This is a genomic window from Melaminivora jejuensis (assembly GCF_017811175.1).
GTDB classification, from domain to species: domain Bacteria; phylum Pseudomonadota; class Gammaproteobacteria; order Burkholderiales; family Burkholderiaceae_C; genus Melaminivora; species Melaminivora jejuensis.
The window spans coordinates 3,654,939-3,671,192 of the sequence record NZ_JACWIJ010000002.1; the positions used below are offsets into that span (position 1 = coordinate 3,654,939).

The 16,254-nt window shown below is 67.5% G+C and carries 11 protein-coding genes and 2 pseudogenes; 11 read left to right on the plus strand and 2 right to left on the minus strand.

Annotated elements, in window-relative coordinates; genetic code table 11:
- Window positions 1-88: 88 nt before the first annotated feature.
- Entirely contained in the window at window positions 89-898 is an 810-nt protein-coding gene (locus IDM45_RS17075) for an adenosylcobinamide-GDP ribazoletransferase (protein WP_209423910.1), read from the minus strand.
- Between the two features lie 69 nt (window positions 899-967).
- Window positions 968-2,536 carry a threonine ammonia-lyase, biosynthetic gene (gene ilvA / locus IDM45_RS17080; RefSeq protein ID WP_209423911.1) on the minus strand — a complete coding sequence of 523 codons (1,569 nt, stop codon included), beginning with the start codon at window positions 2,534-2,536 and terminating at the stop codon, window positions 968-970.
- Between the two features lie 299 nt (window positions 2,537-2,835).
- On the opposite strand from ilvA, the gene IDM45_RS17085 reads away from it, so the two are divergent.
- The 11 genes and pseudogenes from IDM45_RS17085 (at window position 2,836) to IDM45_RS17135 (ending at window position 16,238) form a co-directional block, all read left to right on the plus strand.
- The gene (locus IDM45_RS17085) at window positions 2,836-3,285 is read left to right on the plus strand and encodes an OsmC family protein (RefSeq protein ID WP_209423912.1); all 450 of its coding nucleotides are present in this window, start codon (window positions 2,836-2,838) and stop codon (window positions 3,283-3,285) included.
- 235 nt (window positions 3,286-3,520) lie between these two features.
- Window positions 3,521-4,582 carry a porin gene (locus tag IDM45_RS17090; RefSeq protein WP_209423913.1) on the plus strand — a complete coding sequence of 354 codons (1,062 nt, stop codon included), beginning with the start codon at window positions 3,521-3,523 and terminating at the stop codon, window positions 4,580-4,582.
- Between the two features lie 201 nt (window positions 4,583-4,783).
- The gene (locus tag IDM45_RS17095) at window positions 4,784-5,986 is read left to right on the plus strand and encodes a porin (RefSeq protein ID WP_232654394.1); all 1,203 of its coding nucleotides are present in this window, start codon (window positions 4,784-4,786) and stop codon (window positions 5,984-5,986) included.
- A 253-nt stretch (window positions 5,987-6,239) separates the two neighbouring features.
- Window positions 6,240-7,819: pseudogene (locus tag IDM45_RS17100) on the plus strand (ABC transporter substrate-binding protein).
- Between the two features lie 128 nt (window positions 7,820-7,947).
- On the plus strand, window positions 7,948-8,931 hold the full coding sequence (locus IDM45_RS17105; RefSeq protein WP_209423915.1) for an ABC transporter permease: 984 nt from the start codon (window positions 7,948-7,950) through the stop codon (window positions 8,929-8,931).
- Window position 8,932: 1 nt separating this feature from the next.
- Window positions 8,933-10,165, plus strand: a complete 1,233-nt coding sequence (locus IDM45_RS17110; protein ID WP_209423916.1) for a M20 aminoacylase family protein — start codon at window positions 8,933-8,935, stop codon at window positions 10,163-10,165.
- Window positions 10,166-10,376: 211 nt separating this feature from the next.
- On the plus strand, window positions 10,377-11,288 hold the full coding sequence (locus IDM45_RS17115) for an ABC transporter permease (protein WP_209423917.1): 912 nt from the start codon (window positions 10,377-10,379) through the stop codon (window positions 11,286-11,288).
- A gap of 18 nt (window positions 11,289-11,306) precedes the next feature.
- Window positions 11,307-12,284, plus strand: coding sequence for an ABC transporter ATP-binding protein (locus IDM45_RS17120; RefSeq protein WP_209423918.1), 978 nt, complete (start codon window positions 11,307-11,309; stop codon window positions 12,282-12,284).
- An 86-nt stretch (window positions 12,285-12,370) separates the two neighbouring features.
- Window positions 12,371-13,438 carry an ABC transporter ATP-binding protein gene (locus IDM45_RS17125; RefSeq protein WP_209424192.1) on the plus strand — a complete coding sequence of 356 codons (1,068 nt, stop codon included), beginning with the start codon at window positions 12,371-12,373 and terminating at the stop codon, window positions 13,436-13,438.
- Window positions 13,439-13,805: 367 nt separating this feature from the next.
- Window positions 13,806-15,712, plus strand: a pseudogene (locus tag IDM45_RS17130) (bifunctional metallophosphatase/5'-nucleotidase).
- A 22-nt stretch (window positions 15,713-15,734) separates the two neighbouring features.
- Complete coding sequence (locus IDM45_RS17135; protein ID WP_209421119.1) at window positions 15,735-16,238, plus strand: YbhB/YbcL family Raf kinase inhibitor-like protein; 504 nt, start codon at window positions 15,735-15,737, stop codon at window positions 16,236-16,238.
- The last annotated feature ends 16 nt before the right edge of the window (window positions 16,239-16,254 follow it).

Consider the following 16,254-nt stretch of genomic DNA (forward strand, 5'->3'; position numbering starts at 1 on the left):
GCGGGGGACGGGCCGGCCCCGGGGCGCTGCGCTGTCGGGTTTTCGTCCTGCTGACCGGGCGCTGTTGCGGGTGGGCTGGCCGGCTGCCTCATGCGGCCTGCTGCGCCAGGGCGAGGGCCAGGCCCAGGTAGAAACCCAGTTCGGCCAATTGCTGCGTGCCGCCCAGGCAGTCGCCGGTGAAGCCGTGCAGCCGGCGCGCATAGCGCCAGTGCATCCAGGCCGCGCCGGCAGCGCTGGCCAGGATGGCTGCCACCACCGCCGTGCCCAGCCAGGCAGCCACCAGCAGCAGTGGCGGCAGGCTCCACAGCAAGGCTGACAGCAGGGCCCGGGTGCTGATGCGATCGGCCAGCGGCTTGCTTTTGGAGGTTGCGCTGTCGCCCACATGCGGCAGCAGCCGGATGGTGGCCAGCGGCCACAGACGCGACAGCGGGTGCGCGCCGGCCAGCGCCAGCAGCACTGCCGCCAGCCCGTGCGTGGACAGTTGCGCCAGCAGGGCGATCTTGGTCAGCAGCGCCAGGGCCAGCGCCATGACGCCGAAGGCGCCCAGGCGCGAGTCTTTCATGATCTCCAGCGCCCGCTCGGGCGTGTAGGCGCCGCCCAGGCCGTCGGCCACGTCGGCCAGGCCGTCCTCGTGAAACCCCCCGGTCAGCACCAGCGTGGCAGCGGTGGACAGCGCCGCTGCCACCAGCGCCGCTGCCACCCCGCCGCCCAGGCCCCGGTAGAGCAGGGCGTACACGCCAGCGGCCACCAGCGCCACCGGCCAGCCCACGCCGGGAAAGTGTGCGCTGCAGGCGCGCAGCATGTCCGGGCTGTAGCCGACCCAGCCAGCCAGCCGCCCGGTGACGGGAATGCGCGTGAAAAACTGCACCGCCAGCAGATAGTGGCGCACGGCCTGCATGATTTTGCTACTTAAATAATAGCTGTCAGCGCTTGCCTGGCAAGGGTTTGAGGCTGATTTTGCATCAAATCAGGCGCCATTGGCCTGCAGGAACAGCCGATACGCCGGGTTGTCCGTCTCCTCGACGAAGGGGTAATCCAGCGCCTGCAGGAAGGCGTCGAAAGCGGCGGCGTCTTCGGGGGGCACCTGCATCCCGACCAGGATGCGGCCATAGTCCGCGCCCTGGTTGCGGTAGTGGAACAGCGAGATGTTCCAGGTCGGCTGCATCAGGCTCAGGAACTTGAACAGCGCGCCGGGCCGCTCCGGGAAAGTGAAGCGCATCAGCCGCTCGTCGCGCGCCAGGTCGGCGTGGCCGCCCACCAGATGCCTCAGGTGCTCCTTGGCCAGTTCGTCGTGCGTCAGATCGAGCGCGGCAAAGCCGGCCTTGTGGAAGCTGCGCGTGAGTTTTTCCGACTCGCCCTTGCCGTGCGTGGACAGGCCGACGAAGACATGCGCGCGCTGCTGGTGGCTGATGCGGTAGTTGAACTCGGTGACGTTGCGCGGCCCGCCGGGCAGGGCGCCGACGACCTCGCAAAAGCGCTTGAAGCTGCCGCGCTCCTCGGGGATGGTCACGGCAAACAGCGCCTCGCGCTCCTCGCCCATCTCGGCGCGCTCGGCCACGAAGCGCAGCCGGTCGAAGTTCATGTTGGCGCCCGACAAAATCGCTGCATAGGTCTGCCCGCGCGTCTTGTGCTGCGCCACGTACTGCTTGATGGCGGCCACGGCCAGCGCGCCGGCTGGCTCGACGATGCTGCGCGTGTCGACAAAGATGTCCTTGATGGCGGCGCACACGGCGTCGGTGTCCACCAGCACGTAGTCGTCCACCAGCTCGTGCGCCAGGCGGAAGGTCTCCTCGCCCACCAGCTTGACGGCCGTGCCGTCGGAAAACAGGCCCACGTCGGGCAGTTGCACGCGCTCGTGCTCGCGCGCCGAGCGCGCCATGGCGTCCGAGTCGCGCGTCTGCACGCCGATCACACGGATGTCCGGGCGCACCGCCTTGATGTAGCTGGCCACGCCGGCAATCAGGCCGCCGCCACCTATGCCCACGAACACCGCATCCAGCCCGCTGCCCAACTGCTGCACCTGGCGCAGCATCTCCATGGCGATGGTGCCCTGGCCGGCGATCACGTCCGGGTCGTCGAAAGGGTGGACGAAGGTCAGGCCGTCTTGCTGCTGCAATTGCACGGCGTGGCCGTAGGCGTCGGAGTAGCTATCCCCATGCAGCACGACCTGTCCACCCAGGGTTTTCACGGCGTCGATCTTGACCTGCGGCGTGGTAGTGGGCATGACCACCACGGCGCGCGTGCCCAGCCGGGCGGCGCTCATGGCCACGCCCTGCGCGTGGTTGCCGGCCGAGGCGCAGATCACGCCGCGCGCCAGCTGCTCGGGTGGCAACTGCGCCATCTTGTTGTAGGCGCCGCGCAGCTTGAAGCTGAACACCGGCTGCTGATCCTCGCGCTTGAGCAGCACCTTGTTGTGCAGGCGCCGCGACAGGCTGCGCGCTGGCTGCAGGTCGGATTCCACCGCTACGTCATAGACGCGCGCGGTCAGGATCTTCTTGAGGTAGTCGAAGGAAGTGAGGGGCTGGGGCTGGGTCATCGGCGCTCGGGAGATGTTGCGCTGCAGCAGGCAGGGCGGGGCGCCATCATAGAGCGCTGGCGCGCCGCGCATGGGCGAAAAAAAGGCCCCGGATGCTGAGCGTCCGGGGCCTAATCCATCCTTTGAGGAGATGGAGGAGACAACTGGCTGAAGCGCCCGACCGCTTGATCTGCAGCGGTGCGGGCCATCAATGCGGCAATGGTAGCGCAGTCCGTGCTGCATTGCAGCAAAATCCCCTGCACAGGCCAAGCCTGTATCCAATCCACATCGAATTTCTCTCTCTTTGAAAAGGACACCTCATGGAATGCACCGTGAGCTGGACGGGCGCGGCGGGCACGCGCTCAGGCATGGGTTTTGTCGCCGAAACCGGCAGCGGGCACACCCTGGTCATGGACGGCGCCATCGACGCCGCCAGGCCGGACAACGGCGGGCAAAACCTGGCGCCGCGCCCCATGGAGACCGTGCTGGCGGGCACCGGCGGCTGCACCGCGTATGACGTGGTGCTGATCCTCAAGCGCGGACGCCACGACGTGCGCGGCTGCAGCGTGCGCCTGAACGCGCAGCGCGCCGAGACCGACCCCAAGGTCTTCACCCGCATCCACATGCACTTCACCGTGACCGGGCGCAACCTGCCGCGCGAGGCGGTGGAGCGCGCCATTGCCCTGAGCCATGAAAAATACTGCTCGGCCAGCATCATGCTGGGCCACACGGCGCAGATCAGCACTGGGCTGGAGCTGGTCGAGATCTGATGCGTGGGCCGCAGGGGCTGGAGCGGGGCAGGTCGGTGTTGCACTGCGACAACGGAATGTCGCCCTTGCCGGGTTCTCTACGGGAATTCCTTTGCGTATCCCGGCCTGGTCTGTTGCAATAGGATCAACTTCCGCACCAGGAGGTTGGCCCGGATCCCTACGGGGCCATGCATGAAACTTCCATCCATGAGCCCCACACGCCGGGGCCCTCTGTTTAACCTTGGAGAAATTCGCAATGAAGAAATCCCTGATTGCCCTGGCAGTGCTGGCCGCTTCCGGCACGGCGATGGCCCAATCTTCCGTGACGCTGTTCGGTATCGTTGACACCAACATCAGCCACGTGAACCACGCCAATGCAGCCGGCGACAGCTTGACCGGCGTGGGCGTCAACGGCAACGCCACCAGCCGCATCGGCTTCCGCGGCGTGGAAGACCTGGGCGGTGGCCTGAAGGCAGGCTTCTGGCTGGAAGCTGGTCACAACCCCGACGCCGGTGACGGCAAGTCCGGCGGCGCCAGCGGCACGGGCCTGGAATTCAAGCGCCGCTCCACGGTCAACCTGATGGGCGGCTTCGGTGAAGTGCGCCTGGGCCGCGACCTGGTGCCCTCCTACACCAAGGTCAGCTCGTATGACGTGTTCGGCCAAGTCGGCTTCGGCATGTTCCATGGCTGGAATATCTCGACGGTTGACGCCTATCGCCAGAGCAACATGCTGGCCTATTACACGCCCAACTTCGGCGGCTTCACCGGCGGCCTGGGCTATGGCTTCGACGAGCAGGTGACCGGCAAGAATGGCCGCTACATGGGCGCCTTCGCTGCCTTTGACAACGGCCCGCTGAGCGTGACCCTGGCTGCCGACCGCCGCGACATCGCGTACCCCCTGCTGGGCGGCTCTGCCGATGGCCGCAAGGAAATGTGGACTCTGGGCGGCTCCTATGACCTGAGCGTGGTCAAGCTCAATGCCATCATCCAGCAGGCTCGCTACAAGGTGACTGGCCTGTCGGGTTCCGACAAGCTCAACTCCTACGCGCTGGGCCTGACGGCTCCGGTCGGTGCCGGCCAAGTGCGCGCCCAGTACGCCATGTACGACCAGAAGGCCATCTCCTCCAAGGCACACCAGCTGAGCCTGGGTTATGTCCACAATCTGTCCAAGCGCACTGCTCTGTACGGCACGGTGGCGCACATGCGCAACAAGGACGCATCCAACCTGGGCCTGGGCGCAGGCGGCATCGGCAACGGTGCTCCTGGCATGGGCGAAAACCAGACTGGCCTGTCCCTGGGCGTGCGCCACTCGTTCTAATCAACGTGCTGGCTTGACCAGCTTCTGTTGAAAACGACAAAAAGCCGCTGCTTTCATGCAGCGGCTTTTTTATTGCTGATTGGGTAACAATGTAACCAAACTAGGGTAAACGCCTGTGGCAGAAATGCGATGCGGTCTTGCTGGATGAGGGCCTGTTTTTAGAATCAAGCCTCCCCCATCCTCCACAGAAAGTTACAAAAGATCATGCGTTCCCTCGTCAAGAAAACCGCTGTCCTGGCTGCTCTCGCAGCTGCCTCTCCCTTGCTGTTCGCCCAGGCTGGCGGCAGCAGCGTCCAGTTGTACGGCATCGTCGATGCCGCCATCCGCCACACCAACCATGAAGGGGCGGCTGCCGATGGCTCCAGGACACAGATGATTGGCGGCGGCATGTCGCAAAGCCGCTGGGGCATCAACGTGACCGAGGATCTGGGTGGCGGCATGAAGGCGCTGGTGAATCTGGAAAATCGCTTTACGACCGATGACGGAGCCGTTGCCTCCTCTACCAACTATTTCCAGCAATCCTGGGTCGCATTGCAGGGTGGTTTCGGACGCATCACCCTGGGTCGCCAGTACAACGTGCTGTTCGACGTGGTGACCACGACCTACGCGTCCTTCCCGTACTCGCCCTACATGGAAGCCTACAAGCCGGAAATCGGCATGTCCATGGGTGCGCGCGCCAGCAACATGATCAAGTACACGGCAGAGTTTGGTGCCATCCGTGGTGCGCTGCAGTATTCCTTCGACGAGAACAACACCATCGCCAAAGTTGGGGCAGCCGGGGTGAGCGGAGCTGGTGCCGTCAAGACCGCAGGCGGCTATTTGCGTTATGGCGCCGGTGGCATTGCTGCCGGTGGTGGCTATCAGCGCACCACACTGCCGGGCGGCACCAAGGTCGATGCCTGGACTCTGGGTGGCTCCTGGCGCAGCGGCCCGATCTATGTGAATGCCGGCTATGGCCTGAACAAGCGCAAGGACGCGTATGTGCTGGGTGCTGCCGGCCTGATCGACAGCGGCCTGCTGGGAGCCTACTGGTCGGGTTCTTCCAATGGCGGCTTCATGCCCGGCATGGGCGCTGTGGCGACCAATCCGGCATCGTTTGCCAACCTCGTCAATCACGCCGATAAGCGCCAGATGTACAAGGTCGGCTTCGGCTACCAGGTCACGCCGCAAATCAATGCAGGCCTGCACTACTACCATGCGCGCCAGTCCGGCTCGGCTTCGGGCGCCTTCAACGGCAAGGCCAATTTCCTGGTCGGTGTGGTGGACTATGCCTTCTCCAAGCGCACCGACGCCTATCTCGGTGTCGATCACACCCGCGTGAGCGGCGGTGCCGGCATGGCGCTGGATGCCAACGGCGCCCGCAACCGCACCGGCTTCACCGTCGGCCTGCGCCACCGCTTCTGACGCGGCTCTCCGGTCAGGCGCCCCGCCTGGCCGGTTGCCTACAAGAAAACCTCCCTCAGGAGGTTTTTTTGTGTCCGCCCCCTGCTGATCGCTGCCGGCCCGGTGCCCGGTTCGGCATGGCTCGGGCCGATGGACATCGAATCACAAGCACGGAAGCACAATACACCTGCACCGTGCTTTCCCTACGCCTGGACTGCCTCGCGGCTGCGGCATAGTCACGGCTTTCACCTACACACTCGACAAGGGGTATTTCATGCGACTCACAAGGTTGCTTCTTTCCATGACGGCTGCTGCGGCATTCACGATGGTGCCGGCTGTCCATGCCAAGACCTTCAAGTGGGCCAGCCAGGGCGAGATCTCCACCTGGGACATCCACTCGCAGAACAACGCGCTGCAAAACGGCATCCATGCCTATGTGTATGAGAGCCTGGTGTACTACAACAGCAAGACTTTCGAGGTCGAGCCGCAACTGGCCACCGCCTGGGCCAACATCAGCCCGACCCAGGTGCGCTTCACGTTGCGCCAGGGCGTGAAGTTCCATGACGGCTCGCCCTTCACCGCCGACGACGCTGCCTACTCCATCCAGCGCGCCATGGCCAAGACCTCCAACTACGGCCCCTACGTGCAGGGCATAGACCGCGTGGCCAAGGTCGATGCCGGCACCATCGACGTGTTCCTCAAGGCCCCCAACCCGGTGCTGCTGCGCCAGATGACCGAGCTGCGCATGATGAGCAAGGCGTGGGCCGAAAAGAACCGCTCGGTCGAACCCAAGGACATCAAGGGCACGGACGAGAACTTCGCCCACCGCAACGCCATGGGCACCGGCCCCTTCACGCTCGAATCCTGGCAGCCCGACGTGCGCATGGTTCTGAAGCGCAACCCCAACTGGTGGGGCAAGATGGACGGCAACGTGACCGAGATCGTCTACACCCCCATCAAGTCCGGCGCCACGCGCATTGCCGCGCTGCTGTCGGGCGAGGTGGACATGCTGCTCGACCCGGCCCCGCAGGACTTGCCGCGCCTGCGCTCCAACGCCGACCTCAAGGTCATCGACGGCCTGGAAAACCGCACCCTGTTCCTGGGCATGGATCAGTTCCGCGACGAGCTGGTGGGCGGCAGCGTCCGGGGCAAGAACCCCTCAAGGACGTGCGCGTGCGCAAGGCCCTGTACCAGGCCATCGACGTCAACACGCTCACGCGCAACATCCTGCGCGGCCTGGGCAAGCCTGCCGGCACGCTGGTGGCGCCGCAGGTGGCGGGCTGGACTGAAGGCGTGGGCAAGCGCTTTCCCTACGACGTGGAAGCTTCCAAGAAGCTGCTGGCCGAGGCTGGCTACGGCGACGGCTTCGAGGTGGACTTTGCCTGCCCGAACAACCGCTACATCAACGACGAGGCGATCTGCCAGGCCATCACGGCGATGTGGGCGCGCGTGGGGGTCAAGGCCAAGCTGCGCACCCTGCCCGTGGCGACCTACTTTCCCATGATCCAGCGCAGCGAGGCCAGCATCTACCTGCTGGGCTGGGGCGTGCCGACCTTCGACGGCCTGTACAGCCTGCAGTCGTTGGTGCGCAGCGTCGGCACGGGGGGCGACGGCAACTACAACGTCGGCAAGTACAGCAACGAGCGCATGGACTACCTGGTCGATCGCATCAAGGTCGAGACCGACGCGCCGGTGCGCGCGCGCATGATGACCGAGGCCCTGCAGCTGTCCAACGACACCGTCTCGCACATCCCGCTGTACGACCAGGTCATCCCCTGGGCCATGAAGAAGAACGTCGAGCTGGTGCATCGCGCGGACAACCGCATCGACATCCGCACGGTGAAGATCAATTGATCGCCCCTTGACGACCCTGCGCCCGGGCGCAGCCGGTGCGGCACATGCACCGGCTGCGCCGTGCATGGGCTGCCGATGGAACCCATCGGCTACCATGCGCCCCTTTTTTCAAGGCACCTGACCGATCCATGCTTGCCTTCATTCTTCGCCGCCTCGCGCAGGCCGTGATCGTCATGGTCACCGTGGCCTTCATCTCTTTCATGCTGTTCCAGTTCGTGGGCGACCCGGTGGTCTTCCTGCTGGGGCAGGATGCGACGCCCGAGCAGGTGGCCGAGATGCGCGCCTCGCTGGGCCTGGATCAGCCCTTCATCGTGCAGTTCTGGCATTTTCTGGTGAATGCCGCGCAGGGCGAGTTCGGCCTGTCGCTGCGCCAGGGCGCCAAGGTCTCGCGCCTGATCGCCGAGCGCTTTCCGGCAACGCTGGAGCTGGCCCTGGTGGCCGCAGCCATCGCGTTGCTGGTCGGGGTGCCCATGGGCGTTTATGCGGCGCTCAAGCGCGGCACCTTCCTCAGCCAGGTTTTCATGACGCTGTCGCTGCTGGGCGTGTCGCTGCCGACTTTCCTGATCGGCATCCTCTTGATCCTGGTGTTCTCGGTGACGCTGGGCTGGTTTCCCAGCTACGGGCGCGGGCCGACCCTGCAGATCGGCTGGTGGAGCACCGGCCTGCTCAGCCTCAAGGGCTGGCACCACCTGATCCTGCCGGCGGTCACCCTGGCGATTTTCCAGCTCACGCTGATCATGCGGCTGGTACGCGCCGAGATGCTGGAGGTGCTGCGCACCGACTACATCAAGTTCGCCCGCGCGCGCGGCCTCACAGACCGGGCCATCCACTTCGGCCACGCGCTGAAGAACACGCTGGTGCCGGTCATGACCATCACCGGATTGCAGATCGGCGGCCTGATCGCCTTCGCCATCATCACCGAGACGGTGTTCCAGTGGCCGGGCATGGGCCTGCTGTTCATCCAGGCGGTGACGTTTGCCGACATCCCGGTCATGGCCGCCTACCTGTGCCTGATCGCACTGATCTTCGTGGTCATCAACCTGGTGGTGGATCTGCTGTACTTTGCCGTCGATCCGCGCCTGCGCGTCTCGGGCAAGGCAGGAGGGCACTGACATGAGCATCGTGGCAACCCCGCGCTACCAGGCTGGCGGGCGCGCATTCGCGCAGATCACCCAGTTCCACCCCGAGTTGACGGCGCTGCGCCGCGACCTGCACGCACATCCCGAACTGGGCTTTGAGGAAATCTATACCGGCGCGCGCGTGCGCGAGGCGCTGCGTGCCTGCGGCGTGGACGAGATCCACGAGGGCATCGGCAAGACCGGCCTGGTGGGCATCATCCACGGACGCGGGCGCGGGAGCAAAGCCATGATCGGCCTGCGCGCCGACATGGACGCGCTGCCCATGACCGAGCACAACGAATTCGCCTGGCGCTCGGGCAAGAGCGGCCTGATGCACGGCTGCGGCCACGACGGCCACACCACCATGCTGGTCGGCGCGGCGCGCTACCTGGCGGCCACGCGCGATTTCGACGGCACGGCGGTGCTGATCTTCCAGCCGGGCGAAGAGGGCCTGGGCGGCGCGCGCGTGATGATCGAGGACGGCCTGTTCGAGCGCTGGAAGGTCGATGCGGTCTATGCCATGCACAACTGGCCGGCCATGAAGCCGGGCACCGTCGGCCTGAACGACGGCGCCATGATGGCCGCTGCCGACCGCATCACCATCGACATCACCGGCCGCGGCGGCCACGGCGCGCACCCCTACCAGACGGTGGACGTGGTGCTGGTGGCGGCGCACATCGTCACCGCGCTGCAAAGCATCGTGGCGCGCAACGTGCGGCCCATCGACAGCGCCGTGCTCAGCGTCTGCGCCGTGCAGGCGGGCGACCTGGGCGCCTTCAGCGTGTTGCCGGGCACGGCCACGCTGGTCGGCACAGTGCGTGCGTTCGATCCGGCCGTGCAGAACATGGTGGCGCAGCGCATCCAGGAGGTCTGCAGCGCCGTTGCCCTGGGCTTTGGCGCCAGTGCCAGCGTGCGCTACGAGCGCATCTACCCGGCGACCATCAACACCCCTGCCGAGGCGCGCTTTGCTGGCGACGTGGCGGCCAGCCTGGTCGGCGAGCACAACGTCGAGCGCGCCCTGGAGCCGAGCATGGGTGCGGAGGATTTTTCCTTCATGCTGCAGGCCCGGCCCGGCGCCTACCTGCGCCTGGGCCAGGGCATGGGCGCGGGGCACAGCACGCTGCACAACAGCCGCTACGACTTCAACGACGAGGTGCTGCCGCTGGGCGCGGCGCTGCTGGCCGGGCTGGTCGAGCAGGGTATGCCGCTGGCGGCGGCGCAGGTGTGACCATGAGGTTTCAGTTCGATGGCGCGGCGTGCAGGCCCGCATCCGCCTCTTGCTCCCTCTCCCCCTCGGGGGCGAGGGCAGGGGTGAGGGGGCGGTTCGGGCACTGCGCCAGTCTCCATTGCCCTCACCCCAGCCCTCTCCCGCGCGCGGCAGAGGGAGCAACATCCGCAGCCAGCCAACCGCAGGCGCTTTTCTTCAGCGTCGACCCATCATGATCCACACCCTCTCGCGCTGGTACGACAGTGATGTCGCCTACAGCTTTCGCACCTCTCCCGTGGCCATCGTGGCTGCGCTGATCGCGCTGGCGTGCGTGGTCTGCGCGCTGTTTGCCGGCTGGGTGGCGCCGCACAACCCGTTCGATCTGTCCACGCTGGAGCTGGGCGATGCCCGCCTGCCGCCGGCCTGGCTGGAAGAAGGCAGCCGCAAATACCTGCTGGGCACGGACGACCAGGGCCGCGACATCCTGTCGGCGCTGATCTATGGCGCGCGCATCTCGCTGATCGTCGGCCTGGCCTCGGTGCTGATCTCGGTGGTGATCGGCGTGGCGCTGGGCCTGTGGGCCGGCTTTGCCGGCGGCTGGGTGGACGCCGTGCTGATGCGCCTGTGCGACGTGATGCTGTCCTTCCCGGCCATCCTGATCGCCCTGCTGATCGCCGGCGTGGGCCGGGCGATGTTCCCCAACGCGCCCGAGTCGCTGGCCTTCGGCGTGCTGATCCTGTCGATCTCGCTCACCGGCTGGGTGCAGTACGCGCGCACCGTGCGCGGCAGCACCCTGGTCGAGCGCAGCAAGGAATACGTGCAGGCCGCGCGCGTCACGGGCGTGCCCGCCTTTCGCATCATGCGCCGGCATGTGCTGCCCAACGTGCTCGGGCCGGTCATGGTGCTGGCCACCATCCAGGTGGCCACGGCCATCATCACCGAGGCCACGCTGTCCTTCCTGGGCGTGGGCGCGCCGCCGACCTCGCCCTCGCTGGGCACCCTGATCCGCATCGGCAACGACTACCTGTTCTCCGGCGAGTGGTGGATCACCGTGTTCCCGGGCGTCATGCTGGTCTTGATCGCGCTGTCGGTGAACCTGCTGGGCGACTGGCTGCGCGACGCGCTCAATCCCCGCCTGCGCTGAAACCGGGGCGAATGCTGTATGTCCTTACTTGAAGTCAAGAACCTGATCGTCGAATTCCCCAGCCGGCGCGGCACACTGCGCGCCCTGGACGACGTGAGCTTTGCCATCGCCCCGGGCGAAATCCTGGGCGTGGTGGGCGAGTCCGGCGCCGGCAAGTCACTCACCGGCGCGTCCATCATCGGCTTGCTGGAGCCGCCCGGGCGCGTGGCTGGCGGGCAAATCTTGCTGGAGGGCCAGCGCATCGACCACTTGGGCCATGAGCAGATGCGCCACATCCGTGGCCGGCGCATCGGCGCGATCTTTCAGGATCCGCTGACCTCGTTGAACCCGCTCTATACCGTCGGCCAGCAGCTCACCGAGACCATACGCACGCATCTGCCGGTGAGCGCCGCCGAGGCGCGCGAGCGCGCCGTGCAGCTCTTGCGGGACACCGGCATCCCGGCGGCCGAGCAGCGTATCGACCACTACCCGCACCAGTTTTCCGGCGGGATGCGCCAGCGCGTGGTCATCGCCCTGGCGCTGGCCGCCGAGCCGCAGCTGATCGTGGCCGATGAGCCGACCACGGCGCTGGACGTGTCCATCCAGGCGCAGATCATTCAACTGCTGAAGAACATCTGCAAGACGCGCGGCGCCGCCGTCATGCTGATCACGCACGACATGGGCGTGATTGCCGAGACCTGCGACCGCGTGGCCGTGATGTATGCCGGGCGCGTGGCCGAGATCGGCCCGGTACACGAGGTCATCAACCACCCGGCGCACCCCTACACCGCCGGCCTCATGGCCTCCATCCCCGACATGGACAGCGAGCGCGAGCGGCTCAACCAGATCGACGGCGCCATGCCGCGCCTGAACGCCATCCCGCGCGGCTGCGCCTTCAATCCGCGCTGCCCGCAGGTCTTCGAGCGCTGCCGCGTCGAGCGCCCCGACCTGATGCCCGCCGGCGCCACCCAGGCCGCGTGCTGGCTGCACGCCGCCGACCGCAAGGAGGCCGCATGAACGAATCGCATAGCCCTGCCGGCATTGGCTCCTTCCCCCTCTGGGGGAAGGCTGGGATGGGGGCCGGTTTGATGGATACCAACGGTATGGGTGGCGGCGCCGGCCCTCACTCCAACCCTTCCCCAGGGGAAGAGGGAGCAAGAGGAGAGCCGTTGGTGCAGGCGCGCGACCTGGCGCGCACCTTCGATGTCTCGCCGCCCTGGCTCAACCGCGTGCTGGAGGGCAAGCCGCGCCTGCTGCTGCACGCCGTCGATGGCGTGAGCTTCGACATCGAGCGCGGCAAGACGCTGGCGCTGGTGGGCGAGTCGGGCTGTGGCAAAAGCACCGTGGCGCGCCTGCTGGTGGGCCTGTACGCACCCACGCGCGGCGGCTTTGCCTTCGACGGGCAGGATGCGCACGCGGCGTTCAAGGGGCGCGATGCCCGCGCCATGCGCCGGCGCATCCAGATGATTTTTCAAGACCCCTATGCCAGCCTGAACCCGCGCTGGCTGGTACGCGACATCATCGCCGAGCCGCTGCGCGAGCACGGCATCCTGACCGACAAGGCGGCACTTGCCCAGCGCGTGGGCGAGCTGCTGCAGTCCGTGGGCCTGTCGCCGCTGGACGCGGCCAAGTACCCGCACCAGTTCTCGGGCGGGCAGCGCCAGCGCATCTCGATCGCCCGGGCGCTGGCCACCGAGCCTGAGTTCCTGGTCTGCGACGAGCCGACCTCGGCGCTCGACGTGTCCGTGCAGGCCCAGGTGCTGAACATCATGAAAGACCTGCAGCGCCAGCAGGGCCTGACCTATCTGTTCATCAGCCACAACCTGGCGGTGGTGCGGCATGTGAGCGACCAGGTCGGCGTGATGTACCTGGGTCGCCTGGTGGAGCTGGCCGACAAGGCCACGCTGTTTGCCGCGCCGCGCCACCCCTACACACGCATGTTGCTCGACGCCATCCCCAAGATGCACGACACGGGCCGGGCGCGCACGCCGGTGCAGGGCGAGGTGCCCAACCCTTTGAATCCGCCGCCGGGCTGTGCCTTCAACCCGCGCTGCCCCTGGGCCAACGAGCGCTGCCGCGTCGAGCGGCCCGAGTTGCTCGACGCCGGCGACGGCACGCGCGTGGCCTGCCATGCGGTGCAGGAGGGGCGCATCGACCCGGCAGGGCCGTGAATTTGCATGAAAAATGCCGCAAAGCGTTGCTGGGCAAGCGGAGATAGCTATGCAAATGAGAGTTGCAATGTCCAGGTGGCTGCGTGTTTTTGCGCTCTTTCCCCTGCTGGGGGAAGGCCGGGATGGGAGCCGCGCCCGCAGTGAGCGCAGCGCCCGAACTGGCCCCCACCCCAGCCCTTCCCCAGAGGGGGAGGGAGCACCGAAGCAATACCCGGCCCAGCGCGCCACGGGCCATCCCAGCCCTCTCCCAAGGGGGGAGCGGGCAGACGAGTTGGCGCAGCTTGCGTGCGCCGACGGTGCCTCCAGACCTTTCCCAGCGAGCAAGAGCGCGCCCGGTTCCGACTCCCTCTCCCGCGTGCGGGAGAGGGTGGGGGTGAGGGGGCCTGCTGCGGGCGCTGCGGCCCTCGCCCTGTCCCTCCTGCTGGCCGGCTGTGGCGGCTCCGGCCCGGTGCAGCCGCTGCCGCCCGCTGATGCGGCCTACCAGCTGACCATCCTGCACCTCAACGACCACCACTCCAACCTGCAGCCGCGCGCCGCCACGGTGCAGCTCGACGACGGCGCGGGCCGGCGCATCCCTGTCGCCATGGAGGTCGGCGGCTTTGCCCGCGTGGCCGGCGCCCTGGATGAACTGGCCGCCGCTGCCGGCCCCAATGTGCTCAAGCTGCACGCCGGCGACGCGCTGACCGGCACGCTGTACTTCGAGCGCGCCGGCAGCGCCGGCGAGGCCGATGCAGCCCTCATGGACGTGGCCTGCTTCGATGCCTTCACCCTGGGCAACCACGAGTTCGACAAGGGCGACAGCACGCTCAAGGGCTTTCTGGATCGCCTGGCCGCAGGCCGCTGCCCGGTGCCGGTGCTCAGTGCCAATACCCGCTTCGGCGCTGCGTCCGCGCTGCACGAGAGCCGCGCGCCCGGCATGGTGCAGCCCTCGGTGGTGCTGCGCCGTAGCGGGCAGGACATCGGCATAGTCGGCGTCACCGTGGCCTACAAGACCCGGGTGTCCTCGGCGCCCGACCCCGGCACGCAGTTCGAGGACGAGGCCACAGCGGTGCAGCGCGAGATCGACCGCCTCAGCGCGCGCGGCATCGACAAGATCATCGTCCTGAGCCACGTCGGCCACGAGGCCGAGCTGCGCCTGGCCGAGCGCCTGCGCGGCGTCGATGTCATCGTCGGCGGCGACTCGCACACCCTGCTGGGGCCGCCGGCCATGGCCCAGGCCGGACTGGGCACGCCCACGGGCGCGTACCCGGCGCGCACGCGCAATGCCGACGGCCAGCCGGTCTGCGTGGTGCAGGCGGCCGAGTTCTCGCAGGTGCTGGGCGAGCTGCGCGTGCGCTTCGACGCGCGCGGCAACGTGCTCGATTGCAGCGGTACGGCGCATGTGCTGGTGGGCGAGACCATGCGCGTCGATGGCCAGCCGCCCGCGCCGGCGCTGGCGCAGCAGCTGGCCGCCAGCCGCGCAGCCACGGGCTTTCTGCGCGTGACCCAGCCCTCCGCCGCTGCCCTGGCGGCGCTGGCGCCCTTCGAGGCGCGCGTGGCCGACTTTGCCCGCACGCCGGTCGCCGTGGTGCCCGAGGAGCTGTGCGCGCGCCGCGTGCCGGGCGGGCCGGGCAGTCTGGATCATGGCCGCTCCAGCGCCGCCTGCAACGCCCTGGGCCACGTCGATCAGCATGGCGGCGACATCCAGCAGCTCGTCGCCCAGGCCTATCTGGACGTGGCGCGGCTGCGCTATGGCGGGGCTGACGTGGCGCTGCAGCACGGCGGCGGTGTGCGCACGCCGCTGCTGGGCACGGTGACTGCCGAGCAGATCATCGGCGTGCTGCCCTTTGGCAACACGCTGTGGCGTCTGGACGTGAGCGGGGCCGAGCTCAAGGGGATGCTGGAAGACGGCATCGAGGCCGTCTGGGGCCGGGTGGCTCCACTGGGCCGTACCCCTACGCCGCCGGGCTGCGCTTTGCCGTCGATGTGACGCGCCCGCGTGGCGCGCGCATCAGCGAGCTGCAGCTCCACGACCCGGCCAGCGACCGCTGGGGCGCGCTGGACGAGAAGCGCATGTACCGCCTGTTCGTGCCGCAGTACACGGCACGCGGTGGCGACCGCAACCTGACCCTGGCCGGCGTGCCGCCCGAGCGTCGGCTGGACATCGGCGTGCTCGACGCCGACCTGCTGCTGGACTGGATCGCGCTGCAGCCGCGCGATACTGCCACCGGCCTGCCGTTGCTGGCGCGCCGGCCCACCAGCCGCTACAGCACGCAGCAGTTCACCGACCATTGACCCCACAGGAAAGGAATCGACCATGAGCCAGAACTTCAACCTGAGCAGCCCGGACATCGTGGACGGCGCGAGCATAGACGCGCGTTTCGAGTTCAACGATTTCGGCTGCGGTGGCGAGAACCGCTCGCCCGTGCTGCGCTGGTCGGGTGCGCCCGAGGGTGCCAAGAGTTTTGCCGTGACCTGCTACGACCCGGATGCGCCCACCGGCTCGGGCTTTTGGCATTGGTACGTGATCGACCTGCCGGCTGACACGACCGAGCTGGCCGCCGACGCCGGCGCCAAGGGCGGGGCGAATCTGCCAGCCGGCGCGCGCCACATCCGCAACGACTATGGCCAATACGCCTGGGGCGGCATGTGCCCGCCGCCGGGCGACAAACCGCACCGCTACATCTTCACCGTCCATGCCCTGTCGGTGGCGCGCATCGACGTGCCGGATGACGCGCCGGCGGCGCTGGCCGGCTTCATGGTCAACATGAACACCTTGGCCAAGGCCAGCTTCACGGCGACCTACGGTCGCCCGGCCTGAGGCACTGCCCTTCCCC